The sequence below is a fragment of the Clostridium sp. CCUG 7971 genome, from assembly GCF_017590215.1.
Lineage (GTDB): Bacteria > Bacillota > Clostridia > Peptostreptococcales > Peptostreptococcaceae > Faecalimicrobium.
This window is the reverse complement of the sequence record NZ_JAFFPK010000042.1, coordinates 67,760-89,778: the sequence shown is the minus strand read 5'-3', so window position 1 is coordinate 89,778 and position 22,019 is coordinate 67,760. Positions and strand designations below refer to the sequence as shown.

The following is a 22,019-nucleotide window of genomic DNA, read 5'->3' as shown; positions in this document are numbered from 1 at the left end:
GAGTTTAATATTAATAAGCTATGAAAAGAAGAGTAAATAAGGACTTTCTCTACAGAGAGCTAGATTAGGTGAAAGCTAGCGTTAAAGAAATTATTGAACATGGCCTTGGAGCTTTCTTATCCAAACGACTTAGTCTTTAAGATAAGACGATTAGACCCGTTAAAAGTCTACTAAGATATCTATATAAATATAGATAAATTAGGGTGGTACCGTGATTAATCTCGCCCCTATGTATTATAGGAGGCGAGTTTTTTTATACAATAAATAGGAGGTAATAACATGACTAAACCAAGTTTTTATGTAACAACGCCTATATATTACCCAAGTGGTAACTTACATATAGGACATACTTATACAACTGTTGCAGCAGATGCAATAGCTAGATTTAAGCGTTTCTGTGGATATGATGTAAAATTCTTAACAGGAACTGATGAACACGGAGAAAAAATACAAAAAACTGCTAGAGAAAAAGGTATGACAGAGATAGAATACCTAGATGGAATGATAGCAGATATAAAGAACTTATGGAACACGATGGACATATCATATGATGATTTCATAAGAACAACACAAGATAGACATAAGGTAATAATCCAAAAGATATTTACTAAGTTATATGAACAAGGTGATATATACAAAGGTGCTTATGAAGGAAGATACTGTACTCCATGTGAAAGTTTCTGGACAGAATCTCAATTATTAGAAGGAAATAAGTGCCCTGATTGTGGAAGAGATACTTATTTAGCTAAAGAAGAAGCTTATTTCTTTAAATTATCTAAATATGAAGATAGATTAAGAGAATTATTTGCTGACCCTAACTTTTGCTTCCCAGTATCAAGAAAAAATGAAATGGTTGCTAACTTCTTAGATAAAGGATTAGAAGATTTATGCGTAACTAGAACTACATTTGACTGGGGTATAAAAGTACCATTTGATGAAAAGCATGTTATATACGTTTGGGTAGATGCTTTATGTAACTACATAACAGCTCTAGGATATATGAGTGAAAATGATTCAGAATACAAGAAATTCTGGCCAGCGAACGTTCATATAGTAGGTAAAGAAATAATGAGATTCCATACTATAATATGGCCAGCAATACTTATGGCTTTAGGTGAAGAAGTACCTACACAAGTATATGGACATGGATGGATATTATTTGATAATGATAAAATGAGTAAATCAAAAGGAAACATAGTTTATCCAGAACAAATGATAGAAAGATACGGAGTAGATTCATTAAAATACTTCTTATTAAGAGAATTTGCATTTGGTCAAGATGGAAACTATACTCATAGAAACTTTGTAACAAGATTAAATTCAGATTTAGCAAATGACTTAGGAAACTTAGTAAGTAGAACAGTTGCAATGGTTGAAAAGTACAATGATGGTATAATACCAATGGCAAAAGTAAATACTGAATTTGATGCAGACTTAAAAGAAGTAGCTAAATTATCAGTAGAAAACTTTGAAAAAGAAATGGATAAACTTCAGTTTAATGAAGCATTAGAAAGTGCTTGGAAACTAATAAGAAGAACTAACAAGTATATAGATGAAACTATGCCTTGGGCTTTAGCTAAAGATGAAGCTAATAAAGATACTCTAGATACTGTGCTATATAACTTATGTGAATCTATAAGAATAATAGCTACACTTATAAACCCAATAATGAATGAAACAGCTAAAAAGATATACTGTCAATTAGGTATAGTAAATGAAGAATTAACAACTTGGGAAAGTACTAAGACATTTGGTCTTATAGGAGAAAATACTAAAGTTCACAAAGGTGAATCTTTATTCCCAAGATTAGATATAGAAAAAGAAGTAGAAGAATTAAATGAACTATTCTCAGAGAAAAAAGATGAAGTAGTTGAAGAACCAATAGAGCACAAAGAAAATATAACAATAGACGAGCTAGATAAAGTAGAACTAAGAGTAGGTAAAGTAATTAGCTGTGAAAAACATCCAAAAGCAGATAGATTATTAGTATCTCAAATAAAAATAGGGCCAGAAACAAGACAAATAGTATCTGGAATAGCATCTTGGTATAAGCCAGAAGATATGGTAGGTAAAGAAGTTATAGTAGTATGTAACTTAAAACCAGTTAAATTAAGAGGTGTAGAATCTCAAGGTATGATATTAGCAGCTGGAAATGACGGAGACGATTTAGTAGTTCCGACAGCAACAGGTGCTAAGGATGGATGCGAAGTTCGCTAATTAGTTAGGAGAATAAAATATGTTATTTGACTCACATGCACATTTAAACGATGAAAGATTTGATGAAGATAGAGAAGAGCTAATAAAGTCTTTAAAGGAAAAGAATGTTGATTTAGTAGTAAATCCAGGTGCAGATATAGAAACATCAATAAGCGCTATTGAACTTTCAAAAGAGTACAATTTTATATATGCAGCTGTTGGAGTTCACCCGCATGATGTAGGTGAACTTGATGATACAGCAATAGATACTTTAAGAAAATTAGCCACTGAAAATGATAAAGTAGTTGCAATAGGAGAAATAGGTCTTGATTATTACTATGATAACTCTCCTAGAGAAGTACAAAAAGAATGGTTTAAAAAGCAAATAGAATTAGCTAATGAATTAAAACTACCTATAATAATACATGATAGAGATGCACATGGAGATACTTTTGAAATAATCAAAAATACTAAAAGTTCTGAAATAGGATGTGTACTACATTGTTATAGTGGAAATGTAGAATTAGCGAAGGAATATATAAAAATGGGTTGTTATATTTCTATACCAGGAACTGTAACTTTCAAAAATAATAAAAAAACTAGAGAGGTAGTAAGAGAAATACCTCTAGAGTATTTATTAATAGAAACAGACTCTCCATATATGGCACCAGAGCCGCATAGGGGGAAAAGAAATGATCCATCATTAGTTCAATTTGTTGCAGATAAGATAGCACAAGAAAAAGGCATATCTTATGAAGTAGTATGTGAAGCTACAAAAGAAAATGCTAAGAAATTCTTTGGTATAAATAAATAAATTAGAAAAAGCATATAAAATCTAACTAGATTTTATGTGCTTTTTCTTATATATGAAGCATATTTTTATAAAAAAACAGAAATACATATAAATAAATAGACATATATACCATAGAGGGTTTAATATATAGTTAGATACTTTGAAGCATATTCTGTATATGGGTACCTAGAATATGTGGAGTTATTGGTACAACCGGCTAAAAATATCTACTGATGTTTTTAGTCTTTTTTTATATAAAATAATGGGAGGGAATATGGGGCCTTTGAATATAAATAAATTTGAAGAAAAATATTGGGCAATAAGAGAAGATATTTTATCTTATGATAAGCCTGGATTTAGCATAGTATATCAGCCTAAAGTCGATATAATAAATAGAAATATAATATCATGGGAGATTTTAAGTAGATGGTATAATCCCGAGTTTGGATTAGTACCTCCACTAGAATTTATAGAAATAATAAGAGATTTAGATAAAGAATATGAGTTTGATATACATGTATTTGAAAAAATGTGTAAGGATATAATAAAAAGTAACTTTATTTATAACACATATTCTATAAATATATCTATAAATACATTAAAGAGTCCTTCTATATATGAGGACATATTAAGAATAACAAAGAAATATTCAATTAACCCAGAACAAATAATACTTGAAATACTAGAAACAGACCCTATAAATGAATATGAAGGAATTATAGAAACAATAAATAAATTAGATGAAAAAGGTTATAAGATATCAATAGATGATTTTGGAACAGGATATTCTTCTTATTATAGATTATGTAATATTAATTTTGTTGAAATAAAAATACCTAGAGAGTTTTTACCAAAGCCTAGTGATAATAAAGAAAAAAAGCTTAAAGTCTTAAGGGGAATTGTTGATATGGGAAAAAGCTTAGGATGTAAAGTAGTTATAGAAGGAATAGAAACACAAGATGATCATAATATAGCTATGAATCTTGGAATAGATTATGGTCAGGGATATCTTTACTCACGTCCAGTACCATTTAAAAAATATACAGAAATGATAATGATGTAATACATAAAAAATTTAGATAATCATTCTAATAAGAAATAGCGCTTATTTACTAAATAAGTGCTATTTCTTTGGAATATAAAAGAGTAAGTATTTTTAAAGATTTCAAACAAATAGAAGTATTAATTATTAATACTTCTTTACTATTTTTTTAATTAAAATTTTAGAACTTGTTATATACATAAAAGTAATATTTCTGATAAAATAACCATTTAGGTCTAAGAAATGACCATTTACACATTATATATTGTAAAAATATATATAAATATTATTCACTATATAATGATGAGGTATTTTTAATTAGAAAAGGAGGAACTATATTATATGGGTAAAATATGCATTATTTCTGATATTCATTCTAATATTCATTCACTAAGAAAATTCTTAAAATATATAGAAGAAAAATATGATATAGATTATATTTTAAACCTTGGTGATTTTATTCAAGATGGTCCTAATCCATGCGAAGTATTTGATATAGTTATGAATGATAAAAGATTTATAAATATTATGGGTAATAAAGAATATGAATTAATCAATTATAATCATGATGATTGTTTGTTCTTTGATGAAGAAGAGTCACATGAGTTATGGACAATAGAAAAATTAGGAAAGAGTCGGATAAATAGAATTAAAAAATTACCATTATCTAAGTCTATTGAATTATTTGGGAGAAAATTTTTTATGATTCATTCAAACTGTGAACACTTAGACTCCTTTGGAGGTAATAGTTTAACAACTATAATAACAGAAAATTCTATTGAGAAGTTTTCAAAAAAAGAACAAACATTAAATATAAATAGTCATGATTATCTATTAATTGCAGATAATCATCTTGAATGTTTAGAAACTCACGAAAATTATAAAATAATAAAACCTGGAGCTATAAGTTCTTTAAATAATAATACTATTAAATTTGTTGTAATAGACATTAATAAGGGTGAAGAAAGTATTTATTTTAAAAATTTAAAACATGATGCATATGAAGTAGTTGAACAATGTATAAATGACAATGTTCCAGATCCTTATTCTAATATATATACTAATAAAATAAAAAAAGAGATTTGTGACGTTTCTATAAGTTCTAAATATGATGCAGATATAATTCCTATAGACTGGTCATTTTTCCCTTTAATAGTTGAAAAATTGATTAAAGAAAGTGACGTTATTCAATTGTCTTGTTTGAATAATGAATTAGAAGTAATTAGTGAGATAAGGTCAAAGTTGAATGTATTAGAAGAAGAGGAAACTGAAACTAACTCAAATCATAACCAAATATTTTTTAAAGTAAAAAAAGATAAAAATATAGTAAATCTTTTAACAAGTGATTTTTCAGATAAAAATAAATTAAAATGGTTTAGCATTTATTTTTATAAAGAAAATGATGTAGATCCTTATTTCATATGTGAACATAATGGATATGAAATAAGAATAAATAATTTAAATAAAATCGACATAGATTTTATAAAAAATATGTGTAATAATGAAACAATAACAATAGATTTTTATTAGAATAATCCTTCTATTATATTTTTAAGGAAAATAAAAAGATTTTTTTAATTTTTTAAGTTAATCTTTTGTAATAAACATAAAAAAGTGTAATTAAACATAAAAAGCTTGATTTTATATGTTTAATTACACTTTTTTATATTTAACTAAATACTAGATAGAATTATCTTACTTTAATAATATATATACTAAAGTGGTTATTAAGTAACCTAAAAACCAACCATATAAAATAACCAATTTCCATAAAATGATTGAATAATCATAGCTATAATAATATCCAATTATTATAAAAAAATAAATTTAATATACTAAGTTATAGAAAAATGTCGCATAATGTTTAAATATTAACATTGTTGTATTGTTTAAGAGTGTAATTTATTATACAATAAAATGAAAATGTTTTCATTGATGTGAATTTGGCATACATATTGCTTAAAACAATAGTATAAAAAATTTTAAGGAGGTATAGTTATGATTTACGATTTTAATCCAATAATGGATCGTAGCAAAAACTATTCGGCAAAACATGATGAAGCAGCAAATAAATTTGGAAGGAAAGATATAATACCGCTTTGGATAGCAGATATGGATTTAAAAACAGCTCAACCAATAATAGATGCTATGATAGATAGAGCTAATCAAGGTATGTTTGGATATACATCAAGACCAGAAAGATATTTCGAATTAGTAAAAGAGTGGCAAAAGAAAAAGAATAACTGGGATATAGATACAAAATATATGTCTCATTCAACAGGTGTAATGCCTATGATGTGTCACTTTATGAGAGAATTTTTAGGAAGAGGGAAAAAGGTTATTGTACAGCCACCTGTTTATTCAGAATTTTTCACAGCAGTTGAAGATTGGGGAGGAGAGTTATTATATAATCCTCTTCATTTAATAGATGGAGACTATTACATAGATTTTGATGATTTAGAAGAAAAAGCTAAACAGGGTGCTAAGTATTTAATAATTTGTAATCCACACAATCCAGTAGGTAGGGTTTGGACAAAAGAGGAGTTAACTAAAGTGGGGAAAATTTGCCTAGATAATGGAGTTATGGTTATATCTGATGAAATACATTCAGACTTAATGCTTTGGGAAAATAAGCATATACCAATGGCTTCTATATCAGAAGAGTTTGCAAGAAATACTGTAACTTGTATATCAGCAACGAAAACGTTTAACTTAGCTGGATTACAAGTATCAACAACAGTATTCCCAAATATTGAGTTAAAAGAGAAGTATGAAGATGTTCAAGGAAGATTAGATTCTAAGAGAAATAATTGTTTTAGCTTGGTATCTAACATGGCTGCATATGAACATGGAGAAGAGTGGTTAGATCAATTACTGGTATATTTAGAAGGAAATATAGATTACATTATTAATTTCTGCAAAGAAAATATACCTCAAATAAAGCCAAATAGACCAAATTGTACATACTTAATGTGGCTTGATTGTAAGGATTTAGGGTTAGATGGAGATGATTTAGTTGATTTCTTTATAAATAAAGCTAAATTAGGATTAAATGACGGAAGAAGCTTCGGAGAAGGTGGAGAAGGATATATGAGGCTTAACGTTGCTTGTTCAAGATTATTATTAGAAAAAGCAATGAATCAGCTAAAAGAAGCAGTTCTTGGTCTTTAAATAAAATAAAAAATTAACTAGGGGGATTAAAATGCAAGCTGGAATGAAAAAACAAAAGAAAAGTTTTGTACTACGATCATTAGATACAGTGGAGAGAGTGGGTAACTCTCTTCCTCATCCTGCTACAATATTTATAATATTAAGTGCTTTGGTAATAGCAGTATCAGCAATTATGGGTAATATGGGTGTAAGTGTTTCTTATGATATGGTAGATACTGCAACAGGAGAAATTGTTAAAAATACTGTAACAGCTCAAAGTTTATTATCACCAGATGGTATAAGATTTATGTTTACTAATGTAATTAGTAATTTTACAGGATTCTTCCCATTAGGTCCAGTGTTTGTGGTAATTTTATGCGTTGGTGTTGCAGAAGGAACGGGATTCTTATCAGCCGGATTAAGAAAAATAGCGAAAGTAACTCCAAGAAAATATGTAACGGCAATGGTTGTATTATTAGGTATTGTATCAAATATAGCATCATCTACAGGTTACGTTGTGTTAGTTCCATTAGGAGCAATAATATTTATGAGTTTTGGAAGACATCCAATCGCGGGTCTAGCAGCGGCATTTGCCGGAGTTTCTGGAGGATGGAGTGCAAATCTATTAATAGGTAGTAACGATCCAATGTTTGCTGGTATATCCACTGAGGCAGCTCATATGCTAGATCCAAATTATTTAGTTCAGCCAACTTCAAATTGGTTCTTTATGGTAGTGTCAACATTTTTAATAACAGCGGTTGCTACTTATGTAACAGAAAAAATAGTTGAACCAAGATTAGGTGAGTATAAAGCTAAAGAAGAAGAAAAAGTAGTTAATGATATAACTGATTTAGAAAAAAGAGGAATGAAATTTGCGTTAATATCACTGTTATTATATGTTGTACTTATATTAGTTTTAGTAATTCCTGAAAATGGGGTGTTAAGAGATCCAGAAACAGGGGGGATTTTAAGCTCTCCATTTATGAGTAGTATAATTCCTATAATGGGTGGAGTATTCTTAGTACCAGGAATGTTCTACGGAATAGGAGCAAAGGTAGTTAAAAATGATAAAGATATAATAGAATTAATGGTTAAAGGTATAGGAGGAATAACGGGATTCCTAGTTCTTATATTCTTTGCAGGTCAATTTATAAAGTACTTTGACTATTCAAATCTTGGAACAATAATATCTGTAAATGGAGCTCAAGTTTTAGAAAAGACAGGATTTGTAGGTTTACCATTAATATTATGTTTCATAGTGTTAACTGCGATAATAAATATATTTATAGCAGTTGATTCGGCTAAATGGGTTTTAATGGCTCCTATATTTGTACCAATGTTTATGAGAATAGGATTATCTCCAGAATTAACACAAGTTGTTTATAGAATAGGAGATTCTTGTACAAATGTTATAGCACCACTAATGCCATTTTTCGCATTAATAGTTGCATTCTGTCAAAAGTACGATAAAAAAGCCGGAGTAGGTACGTTAATAACTACTATGGTACCTTACTCAATAGCATTTTTATTAGGATGGATAGTATTATTTATAGTATGGTACTTCTTAAACTTACCATTAGGTCCAGGAGCACCATTATTCTATCCTATGTAGTATTTAATTTTAAAATAAATTAAACCATATAAAAAAGGAAGAGATTATCATGAAACCAAAGACTAGAAAAATAAAAAAATTACTTAAAAAGTATAATATAGATGGTGCTATAGTAAATTCTCCAGAGAATTTTACTTATATAACAGCATATTCTTCACATCAACACACAGTATCTAGACAACCGCACTTTGCAGTAGCAGTTTTAGATAATAGCGAAGAGACTAAGCCTGTAGCAATAGGAATGGATTTTGAATCAGAGGCTTTTTCAGATTACATGGATTGTGATGTTAAGAAATATAGTACATGGGTTGGAGCAAAAACTCTTGAACAAGTAATTGCTAATGAAGAAGTAGAATTAAACCCTAGATTTGTTACATCTTTAGATGTTGTTGTTGAGACAATAGAGGAACTTGGACTACAAAACAAAACAGTAGGATTAGAGTTAGATTATTTACCTGTTAACTATTACAAATCACTAGAAGAAAGATTACCAGAAGCTAAATTTGTTAATATATATAATTTGTTTTTAGAGTCTAGATCAGTAAAAGAAGATGATGAGATAGAATATTTCAGAAAGCTTGCAAGAGTTGCAGATGAAGCATTAAATTATACAAGTCAATTTGTAGAGATAGGAAGAACTGAAAAAGAGTTATTTGATATTTATTGTAAAAAGGTAATGGAGTCTGGGATATGTTTACCAAGCGGATGGTCTTCTTTCTGCGCTGGTGAAAACTCAGGAAGGCTTTGTAGATCTACAGATAGAAAAATACAAAATGGAGACATAGTAAAATTTGATGGTGGTGTAAATGGAGATACTAATTTTTATACAACCGATTTTTCTAGAACTTGGATTGTAGGAGATGCACATCCTATAGCATATGAAATAAAAGAAAAGCTTTGTGAAGCACAAAAGTTAATGATAGAAGCTATAAAGCCAGGTCTAACTTTTAATGAATTGTTTAAAATAGGATTTAATCATGTAAAGGCAGATTATAAGTTCTATGAAAGAGGGCATTTAGGACACAGTATAAGTATGGGACCTCAAACTGCAGATGCTCCATTTGTTTCAATAAATGAAAATAGAGAACTAGAAGAAGGTATGATTATTTGTATAGAGACACCATTTTATATGACAGGATTTGGTGGTTTTAATATAGAAGATATGATTTTAGTTACTAAAGATGGGTGTGAGGTACTAACTCCAATTACTTCTCATTGGCTAAATAAAAATAATTGCAAGTAATAGTAAAGTTTAAAAGGGTTCATATAGTTTATATATGAACCCTTTTACTTTTATTTTGGAAGAAGTATCACATTGAAGCTATGTAGATGGGTAAGGTATAATAAAAGCAGATTTTAATTATAGAAAGGGTATTTATGAAGAAAAAAGTATGTATAGTAACTTATGATAAAGAGGCAGCTTTATTTTATGAAAAAATTTTATCTAATTTGTTTGGAGATGCAATAGCGTTAGATACTATGTGGGTAGGAGAAAAACAAAGATTTAATAAGGGAAACCATGATTTATACGTAGTTACTACTTGTTCTTTTGGAGGAGATGTTATAGCCAAGTCTAAATTATCTAAACAAAATGATACGGTTATAATAGAAAGAACTATAGCTAAAGAAAGCCTAGAAAAACTAAAATCAGTTCCAGATGGTACAAAGGCATTAGTTGTAAATATAACGCCACGAATGTCTATAGAAACTATTGCTCATTTAACGGATCTGGGTATAAATCAAATTAAATTTATTCCATATGATTCAAGTGATGATTATTTGCCTAACTATGATATAGTTATAACACCAGGGGAAACTAGATATACTAATAATTTTAATAAAGAAATAATTGATATAGGTGATAGAGTTTTATCTATAAATACAATAGTTGAAATTGCACTTAAGTTAAATTTAGAGAACTATTTAGAGATGGAAAATTTCAAGAAATATTTTCAAAGTTTACCTAGGTCAAATTATAGTATAGATCATTTGTTTAATAAATCTATATATCTTGAAAGTAACTTCTCTATTCTTCTAGAAATTCTAGAACTGGGTGTAATCGGAGTTGATGAGAACAATAACATTTATGCCTATAACAAAAAAGCGAGATCAATAATTGGTCTTGAATGCAAAGATATAATAGGTCAAAATGCTAAGGAATGCTTAAAAGAGATACCATTTGAAGATTTTAAAATAAATATGAAAGAAATAAACCATAAACTAATAAAAATAAATAATGTTGATATAGTTATATCCGTGAGGCCTGTTATAAGAATGGATAAATATATGGGAGCCTTTGTTATTTTACAAAAATTTATGGAAGAAGAAAATAAACAGCTTAAAATGAGAGCTCAATTATCTAATAAAGGTCATTATGCAAAATATACTTTTAATGATATTTTAGGTAAATCTGCAATTATTGAAAAAACTAAAAATCTAGCTAAAAAAATGGCAACATCAAATGCATCAATAGTAATAACTGGTGAAAGTGGGACAGGTAAAGAACTTTTTGCCAATGCAATACATAATGAGTCTAAAAGAAGTGAGTATCCCTTTTTAGCGATAAACTGTGGAGCTATACCTGATAATTTACTTGAAAGTGAATTATTTGGATATAATGATGGAGCTTTTACAGGAGCTAAAAAAGGTGGAAAGCTAGGGCTGTTTGAATTTGCACATAAGGGTACATTATTTTTAGATGAGATAGAAGCTATGAGCCCTATGCTTCAGATAAAGTTACTTAGAGTTCTTCAAGAAAAAGAAGTAATGAGATTAGGTGGGGATAAACTAATAAATGTAGATGTAAGAATAATTGCAGCAACAAATGAAAAAATTTCTGATTTAGTTGATAAAGGTAAATTTAGAAAAGATTTATATTATAGGCTATGTACACTACCCATAGAACTACCTCCCCTTAGAGATAGAGGAGAAGATATATTCTTATTAATTGATAAGGCTATGAATGAGTTTGGTGGTAATTTTAAACTTTCAAAAGAAGTTATGATAATGTTTAAAAATCACAATTGGGAAGGAAATATAAGAGAACTTAGAAATTATGTAGAATATTTTTGCTATATAGGAGATGAACTAATAAAAAAAGAAGATTTGCCAGTTTCATTTAAAGAGAGACGAAAATCGGATAATAATGTAGAAAATATAAAAATTGTATCTGAATTAGAACAATTAAAAAGAATTTCTGGAAACCGAATAGAAGAGTACTTATTTGTATTAAAATTAATAAGTGAAGCTCATAAAAATAGTCTATCGATAGGGCGTAAAGCTATATCTGATAAATCAAAAAAACATGGAATTAATCTCTCAGAACAAGAAGTTAGAACAATACTTACAAAACTAGAAAGTATTAATTTAATATCAATTTCTAAAGGCAGAGGCGGAACTAAGATGCTTATGGAAGGTATAAAATTAGTAGAAAACTTATAAAATTAAGGGTATATTTGAAAACTTTTATATTCAAATATACCCTTATAAAATTTATATTAATTTAATAGCAAAAACATCTCTTTGGAGATGATAAAAAATCTATAAATATTTTTTCATATTTAGTCAATGTATAGTTCTTTCGATAAGCAATATAATAATTAAATTCTATATTAAATCCACTTACATCAATCTTTTTTAAATTAGAAGATCTAAGTTCTTGTCTTATAGAGACTTCAGGCAAAAATGAAAAACATTTTTGTAGAGAAATAGAATTTTTAATAGCTTCTTGAGAATTAAGAGAATAAATAACATTTAAATTTTCAAAATCTAAATTACTATTTTTAAAATGATTTTTTAAAATATTTCTAGTTGCAGAACCTTCTTCTCTTAAAATAAGTTGTAAACTTAATAGTTCATCTAGTGTAACTTTATCTATGTCTTGATCATATCCACCTACTAAAACCAATCTGTCAGATAGTATAGGTATTGAAATAATCTCATTATCAATATTAGATTCTTGTATTATTCCAATATTTATATGTTTTTCTTTTAATTCATTTATTACTGTATCAGAATTATTTAATTCAAGAGATATTTCTATGTCTTCATAGATTTGTTTAAATGTATATATACTGCAAGGTAGTGCATATTCGCCAATGCTTTTACAAGAACCTATTAATAGAGGTTGTCTCTTACCTTGTAAATTTTTAAGATGAATCTGTAAATTATCTTCTAAAGATAACATTTTATCAGCGTAATCAAAAACTATTTTCCCTTCTTCAGTAAGTTCTACCCCTCTATAGCTTCTTTCTAATAAGTTTACACCTATTTCATTTTCTAGATTTTGTATTTGCATACTTAAGCCAGGTTGAGTTAAATGTAGTTCTTTAGCTGATTTGGAGATACTTTTATACTTAGCAGTCATATAAAATGAACGTAAGTGGTCAAGATTCATGTAATCACATCCTACAATATTATAATAAAAATATTATATTTTACTTTGATATGCTAGTCAAATTAATATAAAATTTCAATCAGACAAATTACATGTGAATCACTAAGCAACTGGAAGCAAAACTTTGAATCCAGTTATTTTTTTGATAACTTCATTTGGTGTTTGATAATCTAGTAATCCAACTGGAATATAACTCTAATTAGTAGGGCAATAAGATACGTTCAAAATCGAGAACTTAAATTTACATCCATTGGTATAACTAATTCACATAGATTTTTTTATTTTCAATTTTATATAAAATTAGCTTTGAATGTATCAATTTAATACGATAGATTCTTTTTTATACTTTTAATAAACAAAAGAGGCTGTCGCATGAATTAATTTTGAATTGCCATGTGGCAGTTCTTTTTTATTCTTTATTTAATTTATAATTATAAAAGATTTGCATAAAAATATAGATTACCATTATATAAAGTATTGGAAAGAAGCAGTTCAATGTTTTTTAGAAGATGATTTATATAGATATAAAATTCAAATACCTAACTTTTTAATAGATAATGGAAGGAGATTATATTATGTGCTTTTAATAGAGCAAGTATTAAGTATGACTATGCCTATTTTGTATGCGGTTCAAAGAGAGAGATATATAATAAGTTAAAAGAATATGGAACTGATACTTTTGCATTAGATTCAACTAGCATTTTAAGGGTGGTTGGTACAGTTGATTCAAAGAGTAATAGCTTTGTTGAGATTTTGGACATGTATGACTACACTTTAAGAGAGATTCAAGAAGTTTTTTTACGTGAAATAAGTGAGAAAAGAGAAACGATAGACCTAAAAAAATTATAAGCAAGATTTTAAGGTATAAGTAATCTCTATCTAGATATAACCAATCCTTATTACATAGCGAATTATATATATAGTAAAATAAAATTATTAAAATACTAGTATTAAGGGAGATGTTACTGTGAGCAAAAAGATATTAATAGTAGGGGGAGTTGCAGGTGGAGCATCAGCTGCAGCCAGATTAAGAAGATTAGGGGAAAATGATAAAATAATTATGTTTGAAAAAGGACCGCACGTTTCATTTTCTAACTGTTGCTTACCATACCATTTAAGTGGAACGGTAGAAAGTCATGAAGATTTAGTACTTATGCACCCAGAAAAGTTCTTTAAACAATACAGAATAGATGCAAGGGTTCATAATGAGGTTGTTTCTATAGATAGAGAAAATAAATCAGTTAAGGTAGTAGATGTAATAACAGAAAAAGAATATACTGAAACTTATGATAAGCTAATATTATCTCCAGGTGCTAAGGCTATAGTTCCTCCGATAAAAGGAATTGATAAAGTTAATTTATTTACAGTAAGAAATGTAGTAGATATAGCAAAATTAAATTATTTTGTAAAAGATATAAAAAGTAAAAATGTATCTGTAATAGGCGGAGGATTTATAGGTGTAGAAGTTGCTGAAAACCTAAAAGAAGCAGGATATAATGTAACATTAATAGAAGCTGGTAATCAAGTAATGAAACCATTTGACTATGATATGGCTCAAATTTTACATAAAGTACTAGATGACAATGGTGTTAATTTAGTATTAGGGGATAGAGTTAATTCTTTTGAAAAAGATACTATAGTACTAGATTCGGGGAAAAGAATAGAATCAGATGTAGTAGTTATGGCTATAGGTGTTGCACCTGAAACCAAATTAGCAGTAGAAGCTGGAATAGAGCTTGGTGATACTGGAGCTATTAAGGTAGATCAAAATTATATGACAAATGATAGTGATATATATGCTGTAGGAGATGCTATAGAAGTTCATCATGCATTAACTAATTCTGCAACTAGACTTGCTTTAGCAGGACCTGCTCAAAAACAAGCAAGAGCAGTAGCGAATCATATAAATGGAATGTCTATAAAAAACACTGGATTTATAGGTTCATCAGTTATAAAGGTATTTGATTATAATGCAGCTTCTACAGGTTTAAATGAAAGATTAATAAAAGATTTGGATTTAAATATAAAATATGAAGTTGTAAGAGTTATACCTCCTGATAGAGTAGGATTAATGCCAGATGCTTCTCCTATGCACTTTAAATTAATATATGAAGTTCCAACAGGAAGAATATTAGGAGCACAAGCTATAGGCAAAGGAACAGCTGATAAGAGAATAGATGTAATTGCTACAGTAATAAAGTTCGGTGGAACTTTAGATGATTTAACAGATTTAGAACTATGCTATGCACCTCCTTTTGGAACAGCTAAAGATGTAGTTAATCACGCAGCATATGTTGGTTCTAACTTATTAGATGGTAAGTTTAAGCAAGTATATGTTACTCAAGTTAGAGGTTTAGTGGAACAAGGTGAATGTATAATAGATGTTAGAGAAGAAAATGAATATGAACAAGGAAATGTAAAAGGTGCTATAAATATACCTCTTAGCCAGTTAAGAGATAGAATAGATGAAATACCTAGAGATAGAGCTTTATATATACATTGTAAGAGTGCTCAAAGAAGTTATAATGCATCATTAGCATTACAACAATTAGGATTTAAAGACGTTTATAATGTTGCTGGTGGATTTTTAGGTATATGTTTAAATGAGTACTTCAATGATAAATCAACAGGAAGAGACTCTATTGTCACTAAATATAACTTTAAATAAAAATTTAAGTTATATTCGATATATATTAAAAATAATCTAATTTTATAATGTAAAAAAAGGTCAAATATGATTTAAGCTAATATTAAACCTAGGATTTTAAGGTTGATAAAGGTGAGGTTATATCTGGCCTTATTTTATTATTTTAAAAAGTATGTTACAAATGTAAGTATAAATGGCAATAATATAATTATTGCTAAAATTTTATAAAAACCTTAAAATATAAGGATATGAGTTTCTAAAATAAGTAAAAAGGTGATTTTATAATGATAAAAGAAATTATAGTAGTAGAAGGAAGAGACGACGTTACAGCAGTAAAAAGAGCAGTTAAGGCAGAACTTATAACTACTGGCGGATTTGGATTTCCTAAAGGAGTTATGGAACGTATAAAAGCAGCACAAGAAAGATGCGGAGTAATAATATTTACAGATCCAGATTTTGCAGGAGAAAAAATAAGAAAAAAAATAGCAGCAGAAGTACCAGGATGCAAACATGCATTTTTACCAAGAGAAGAAGCTAAAAAAGATGGGGATATAGGTATTGAAAATGCCACTCCTAAAAGTATAATAGCTGCACTTGAAAAAGTAAGAACAGAAAGTACGGATAAAAGAGATGAGTTTTCTCAAGTGGATTTAATAAGAAATGGGCTTATCGGAAATGAAGATGCATCACATAGACGTGATGAGCTTGGAAAAATACTTGGTATAGGATACGGAAATGCTAAGCAATTTTTAAATAGATTAAATAACTATGGAGTAAGTAGAGAAGAATTTGAAAAAGCTCTAGAGACTTTATAAGATAAAAAATAAATAGAACAAAGGAGAAAAAGAATGGATAGACTTTCATCACATAGAGCTACCAAAGATGTAGTTCAAAAACACGGATTTAAGTTCTCTAAATCATTAGGCCAAAATTTTTTAATAGATGATAATGTTATAGATAGAATTTTAGATGGAGCAAGACTTTCTAAGGGAGATAACATAATAGAAGTAGGTCCAGGAATTGGTACGCTTACTCGTGAAATGGGTAAAGTGGCTGATAAGGTAGTAGCTATAGAAATAGACAAATCTTTAATACCAATTCTTAGTGAAACATTATCAGACCTTGAAAATGTAGAGGTAGTAAACCAAGATATATTAAAGGTTGATGTACAAGAGTTAGTAAAGGAAAAGCTAAATGGAGGTCCAGTTAAATTAGTAGCTAACCTTCCTTACTATATAACTACACCAATAGTTATGAAGTTTTTAGAAGAAGACATACCAGTTACAGATATAGTAGTTATGGTTCAAAAGGAAGTAGCAGATAGAATGAATGCAGGTCCAGGAACTAAGGATTATGGAGCTTTATCAGTAGCAGTTCAGTATTATTGTGAAACAGAAATAGTTGCAAAAGCTCCAAGACATATGTTTATACCACAACCAAATGTAGATTCAACAGTTATAGGACTTCATGTCAGACCAGAAAGAAAATATCCTGTAGATAATGAAGAAATATTCTTTAAAACTGTAAAAGCATCTTTCGGTCAAAGAAGAAAAACATTACTTAACTCACTAAGTGGATTAGGGTTTTTAAGCAAAGATGAAATAAGAGAAGTTTTAGCAGAAGCTAATATAGATGAAAAAAGAAGAGGAGAAACTCTAAGTATAGAAGAATTTGCTACTCTTTCAAATATCGTAAACTCAAAGGTACCTTCAAAATAGAAGGTACTTTTTTATACCCATTAATCATATACTATTTAGAGAAATTATGTTAAGGGGGGGATTAGAGTGGCTTCTAAAAGAAAATTTAAAAGAGATTATATAATTCTTGAAGCTAAAGATATGAACTTTAGATATAAAGAGCGTATTCTACCAAAAGCTTTTGCAAAAGTAGAGATAAATGATGAAAAGTCTGTAGTGGCACTATATGTCGAGAACCTTAAGTACGTTAAAGAGGGATATAGAGTAGTTGCGATACAAAGTGATTATGATACTGTAGATTTAGGAAACATAGTAGTAAGTGAACAAGGAAAAGGTGAGTTTATATTAAACCTAGAAAATAGTGATGCAGAAATAAAAGGAATAGCAATGTTATATGAAAAAACTGTTCCTCTTATAGGATTTAAAGGAAATAAAATTGAAAACTATGAAGAAATATTATTTACAGGGGACGACAGTATTGACGAAGAAGAAGACTTTGAAGAGTATGAAGAAATTGAATATATAGAAGTTGAAGACGGCGAAGATTTTGACGAATATGAAGAAATAGAGTATATAGAAATAGATGAAGAAGAAGAAGCACAGCTTAGTAGATATCAAGAAGATATAGAAAATAACTATGAAGAAGTAGAGGGATTTGAAGAGGTTGATGAAGAAGAATATGAAATAGAGGATGAAGTAGAAGACGAGGTAGAGTATATTGTAGAAAATAGTACAGAGACTAGCGCAAATCTTCCTTATGAGCAGAAAAAGGGTAAAATAAGTAGCAAAAATAAAAATGATAAAGTTAATTCTAAAAAAAATCATGATAATTCATATGAGGCATATCAACAAACACCTAAATATGAATCTAAGTCAGCTGGTGCATTATTAATGCCAAGACAAATTAAGAAAGGATTAAAATTATTTAGAGAAGTTAAGCCTTTTGTGTCTGATTATATAGAAGATACTAGATGGTGGAAAATAGAGGTAAATCCAGTTACATTATGTGGATATACAATGCCAAATTTAGGATATGTAAATACTTTAAATTATACAATGTATAGTGATACAGTAATGAATTCTTATAAATATAGACATTACTTATTTGGTGTTCAATATGATGAATATAATAAGAGAAAAAATTATGTTTATGCAGTTCCAGGAAATAAACACGAACAACCAGACAAAGGACGTACAGGGTTTAACACTTACCAACCTTGTGATACTAGAAACGATAATCTAGGATATTGGCTATGTTTTATTGATTCTAGAAGTAGAAGGATAGTAAAGTAAAAATTAAATTTTATATCTATTGATAATATTGAGATATTACTCTAAAATATATAGATATATACTAAATTTTGGGAGGAAATGTCATGATAAATAAACAAAGAGTTATAGATGAATTTCTAGAGTTAGTACAAATAGATAGCCCATCTTCAAAAGAAGGCGCAGTAGCAAAAGTTTTAGTTAAAAAACTAGAAGAAATAGGCTGTGATGTTATAATAGATGATGCTGGTGTAAAAGCAGGCGGCGAAACAGGAAATGTAATAGCTACATTAAAGGGGAATAAAGAAGGAAGAACTTTATTATTCAGCTCTCATATGGACACAGTTAGTCCAGGAGAAGGAATAAAGCCTATAATAGATGAGGCAGCTGGAATAATTAAAAGTGATGGAACTACAGTATTAGGTTCTGATGATAAAGCTGGTATAGCAGCTATATTAGAAGGTTTAAGAGTTATAAAAGAAAATAATATAGACCATTCAGACATACAAGTAGTATTCTCTATATGGGAAGAAGGCGGATTAAATGGAGCTAAATATTTAGACTACTCTAAAGTTAATGCAGACTTAGCATTTGTTTTAGATAGTGGCGGATCTCCAGGAGAAATAATAATAACAGCACCTGCACAGGATGCTATAAAAGTTAAGATAACAGGAAAACCAGCTCATGCAGGACTTCAACCAGAAAACGGAGTAAGTGCTATAATGGTAGCTTCAAGAGCTATAGAAAATATGAATTTATTAAGAATAGACGAAGAAACTACTGCTAATATAGGTATAGTTAAAGGTGGTATAGCTACAAATATAGTTATGCCAGAGTTAGAGATAGTTGCAGAAGCTAGAAGTTTAAGTGAAGAAAAATTAGATGCACAAACAAATCATATGATAGAAACATTTAAAAAAGCTGCTAAAGAATTTGGTGCAAAAATAGAAATACAAACAACAAGAGCATATGCGCCATTTAATATAGATGAAAATGATGAGATAGTAGAACTTGCAAAAAAAGCTTTCTCTAACATGAATATAGAAGGAAAAACTGCTTCTACAGGTGGAGGAAGTGACACTAATATATTAAATAAAAACGGAATAAAAGCTATTAACTTAGGAATAGGTATGAAAAATGCTCATACTTTAGAAGAGTATATAGCAATAGATGATTTAATAAACTCTGCTGTAATGGTAACTGAGTTAATAAAAGAAGCATAATAAGAGATAGTGTATAATATACTTATCAAATCACCTAGCCTAGGCTAGGTGATTTTTCATTTTAGGAGTATTGATAATTAGTATTAAAAGTAAAATGTATCCATTTTCATAGAAAAATAAGTTTTTGCGTCAAAGTAAGTAACAATGGATATAATTAATTTGTGTAAAGAAATAGGGAGGTACGTTATGGAAACTAGATATGACGAAGCAAATAAAGTAACCATACAGGCAATAATATGGAATGTAATTTTAACAGCAATAAAAATAATAGCAGGAGTTTTAGGGAAATCTAATGCAATGATAGCCGATGGTCTTCATTCAGCATCAGATATAGTAAGTTCAGTAGGTGTATTAATAGGAAATTATGTATCAGCAACGCCACAAGATAAAGAGCACAATTATGGACATGAAAAAGCTGAAACCTTGGTATCATTTATACTATCATTACTATTAATATTTGTATCTATAACAATAGGAATAGAAGCATTTAAATCTTTACTTAATTTAGATAAACTTCAAATACCAACAGTATTACCGCTTATAGTGTCTGTTATATCTGTACTTATAAAAGAATATCAATATAGAATAACTATAAAGATAGCAAACAAGATCAATTCACCTGCTTTAAAGGCGGATGCGTGGCACCATAGATCAGATGCTTTGTCATCAGTAGCGGCATTTGTAGGTATTGGAGGTTCTATGTTAGGATTTAAGGCATTAGATCCAGTGGCATCAATAGTAGTGGCATTATTTGTTGCAAAGGTAGGAATTGACATATTAAGAAACTCAGTAAATGAACTTATGGATTTATCTATAGATGAAGAACAATCGAATCAAATAATAAAAATAGCAGAAAATACAGAAGGTGTTAGAAAATTAGGAGAACTTAAAAGTAGAAAACATGGAGCTATGGCATACATAGATTTAACAATATGTGTAGACGGTAAATTAACAGTAATAGAAGGGCACGATATAGCTCATAAGCTAGAAAAGCATATAATAAACGATATGGAATTTGTAAAAGGAATAACAGTTCATGTTGAGCCATGTGTCGAAGATTGCAAAAATTGCCTAGGAAATAGTGATATAAAATAATTACATCTTAAAAAATGTTGATAAAAGTAATATAATAGTTTTATAATGATATAACCTTAGGGGGAATTTGTATGGCTAAGAAAAGGAAAATAAAAAAAGAATTCTGGATTATAGGTGCTATTGTATTATTTTTTGTCGTATATTTTATAGCATTTAAAATAGGAAGATCAATAGATGAGAAATCTAGTACACAAACTAAAAATATAGAAGAGCAGCAAGAGGAAGATACAAGATCACTTATAAGTCAAATAAGTTCAAAGAAGAAGATATATGTGTCTGATTCTAAAGTAGAAAATGTAAAAATAGAAGAAACTTATTGGGGTGAAATAAAAGTATTATTTAGTGAATTTGCTAAAGTGAGAAATCCAGAATCATTTAGTCCAGTATATAATGGATATTCAGATGACGGAGTAAGATTTTCTACAGATCTTAATTATTTTAGAGTTTATACAGTTAATAGAGAAGAGTACTATAAGATTCCAGTGGCAACTAAGAAAGAATTTAATAAGCTAATAGATGAAAGTATATATACCTCATTTGATTTTATTAAGCAATATAAGGGTTGGAAAAATGTAGAGGTGATTTACAAAGATGATACTAAAAAAATTCATAAGTGGAAATTTGATGATCTTGCTTATAAAATGGGGTCAAAAAGAATAGTAGGTAAAGTTCAACCAGAAAAGAGTAAAGAGAGAAGTAAGTATGACTTTACAATAAAAATAAAGGGTGAAAATTATGATGCTAAAGTAGAAACTATGAGCAAAGATTATATAAAGATAACTTCCGGAAAAGCAGTATCTTACTATGAGGTTACACCTACACTATTTGATTATATAAAAGAAGAAGTATTCAAAATAGAAGATTAAAAAATGTATATAATAAAAAAGTATGGTAAATTA

General features: G+C 28.8%; 17 protein-coding genes, 1 riboswitch and 1 other annotated feature. Of the genes, 16 read left to right on the top strand and 1 reads right to left on the bottom strand.

Going from position 1 to position 22,019, the window contains the following annotated elements; genetic code table 11:
- Nucleotides 1–11 precede the first annotated feature (11 nt).
- Nucleotides 12–232: a binding site (T-box leader), on the top strand.
- A 47-nt stretch (nt 233–279) separates the two neighbouring features.
- The 8 genes from metG to JWF52_RS06175 all read left to right on the top strand — a co-directional run bounded on the left by metG (nt 280) and on the right by JWF52_RS06175 (nt 12,234).
- Entirely contained in the window at nt 280–2,217 is a 1,938-nt protein-coding gene (gene metG, locus JWF52_RS06210; protein ID WP_208332572.1) for a methionine--tRNA ligase, read from the top strand.
- A 19-nt stretch (nt 2,218–2,236) separates the two neighbouring features.
- Complete coding sequence (locus JWF52_RS06205) at nt 2,237–3,010, top strand: TatD family hydrolase (protein ID WP_208332570.1); 774 nt, start codon at nt 2,237–2,239, stop codon at nt 3,008–3,010.
- A 123-nt stretch (nt 3,011–3,133) separates the two neighbouring features.
- Nucleotides 3,134–3,217, top strand: a riboswitch (cyclic di-GMP riboswitch).
- 46 nt (nt 3,218–3,263) lie between these two features.
- Nucleotides 3,264–4,052, top strand: a complete 789-nt coding sequence (locus tag JWF52_RS06200) for an EAL domain-containing protein (RefSeq protein ID WP_208332568.1) — start codon at nt 3,264–3,266, stop codon at nt 4,050–4,052.
- A 321-nt stretch (nt 4,053–4,373) separates the two neighbouring features.
- The gene (locus JWF52_RS06195; RefSeq protein ID WP_208332566.1) at nt 4,374–5,561 is read left to right on the top strand and encodes a metallophosphoesterase family protein; all 1,188 of its coding nucleotides are present in this window, start codon (nt 4,374–4,376) and stop codon (nt 5,559–5,561) included.
- 468 nt (nt 5,562–6,029) lie between these two features.
- Nucleotides 6,030–7,202: a MalY/PatB family protein gene (locus JWF52_RS06190; protein ID WP_208332564.1), complete on the top strand. Its 1,173-nt coding sequence runs from the start codon at nt 6,030–6,032 to the stop codon at nt 7,200–7,202.
- A 31-nt stretch (nt 7,203–7,233) separates the two neighbouring features.
- Nucleotides 7,234–8,793 (top strand): AbgT family transporter, encoded by a 1,560-nt coding sequence (locus JWF52_RS06185; protein WP_353654881.1) that lies wholly within the window; start codon nt 7,234–7,236, stop codon nt 8,791–8,793.
- 49 nt (nt 8,794–8,842) lie between these two features.
- Nucleotides 8,843–10,036 (top strand): M24 family metallopeptidase, encoded by a 1,194-nt coding sequence (locus tag JWF52_RS06180; RefSeq protein WP_208332562.1) that lies wholly within the window; start codon nt 8,843–8,845, stop codon nt 10,034–10,036.
- Between the two features lie 134 nt (nt 10,037–10,170).
- Nucleotides 10,171–12,234 (top strand): sigma-54 interaction domain-containing protein, encoded by a 2,064-nt coding sequence (locus tag JWF52_RS06175; protein WP_208332560.1) that lies wholly within the window; start codon nt 10,171–10,173, stop codon nt 12,232–12,234.
- Between the two features lie 61 nt (nt 12,235–12,295).
- On the opposite strand, the gene JWF52_RS06170 is transcribed toward JWF52_RS06175, so the two are convergent.
- Nucleotides 12,296–13,189 carry a LysR substrate-binding domain-containing protein gene (locus JWF52_RS06170; protein WP_208332558.1) on the bottom strand — a complete coding sequence of 298 codons (894 nt, stop codon included), beginning with the start codon at nt 13,187–13,189 and terminating at the stop codon, nt 12,296–12,298.
- A gap of 442 nt (nt 13,190–13,631) precedes the next feature.
- On the opposite strand from JWF52_RS06170, the gene JWF52_RS06165 reads away from it, so the two are divergent.
- The 8 genes from JWF52_RS06165 (at nt 13,632) to JWF52_RS06130 (ending at nt 21,986) form a co-directional block, all read left to right on the top strand.
- A complete protein-coding gene (locus JWF52_RS06165; protein WP_208332555.1) occupies nt 13,632–13,847 on the top strand; it encodes a hypothetical protein in 216 nt (71 codons plus the stop codon).
- A 309-nt stretch (nt 13,848–14,156) separates the two neighbouring features.
- Nucleotides 14,157–15,857, top strand: coding sequence for an FAD-dependent oxidoreductase (locus tag JWF52_RS06160; RefSeq protein WP_208332552.1), 1,701 nt, complete (start codon nt 14,157–14,159; stop codon nt 15,855–15,857).
- A 263-nt stretch (nt 15,858–16,120) separates the two neighbouring features.
- Entirely contained in the window at nt 16,121–16,651 is a 531-nt protein-coding gene (gene rnmV, locus JWF52_RS06155; protein WP_208332550.1) for a ribonuclease M5, read from the top strand.
- 33 nt (nt 16,652–16,684) lie between these two features.
- On the top strand, nt 16,685–17,554 hold the full coding sequence (rsmA, locus tag JWF52_RS06150; RefSeq protein ID WP_208332548.1) for a 16S rRNA (adenine(1518)-N(6)/adenine(1519)-N(6))-dimethyltransferase RsmA: 870 nt from the start codon (nt 16,685–16,687) through the stop codon (nt 17,552–17,554).
- Nucleotides 17,555–17,620: 66 nt separating this feature from the next.
- Nucleotides 17,621–18,826: a hypothetical protein gene (locus tag JWF52_RS06145; protein WP_208332546.1), complete on the top strand. Its 1,206-nt coding sequence runs from the start codon at nt 17,621–17,623 to the stop codon at nt 18,824–18,826.
- Nucleotides 18,827–18,909: 83 nt separating this feature from the next.
- Nucleotides 18,910–20,025, top strand: coding sequence for a M20/M25/M40 family metallo-hydrolase (locus tag JWF52_RS06140; protein WP_208332544.1), 1,116 nt, complete (start codon nt 18,910–18,912; stop codon nt 20,023–20,025).
- A 186-nt stretch (nt 20,026–20,211) separates the two neighbouring features.
- The gene (locus tag JWF52_RS06135; protein ID WP_208332542.1) at nt 20,212–21,120 is read left to right on the top strand and encodes a cation diffusion facilitator family transporter; all 909 of its coding nucleotides are present in this window, start codon (nt 20,212–20,214) and stop codon (nt 21,118–21,120) included.
- A 71-nt stretch (nt 21,121–21,191) separates the two neighbouring features.
- Nucleotides 21,192–21,986, top strand: a complete 795-nt coding sequence (locus JWF52_RS06130) for a hypothetical protein (protein ID WP_208332539.1) — start codon at nt 21,192–21,194, stop codon at nt 21,984–21,986.
- Nucleotides 21,987–22,019: the final 33 nt, after the last annotated feature.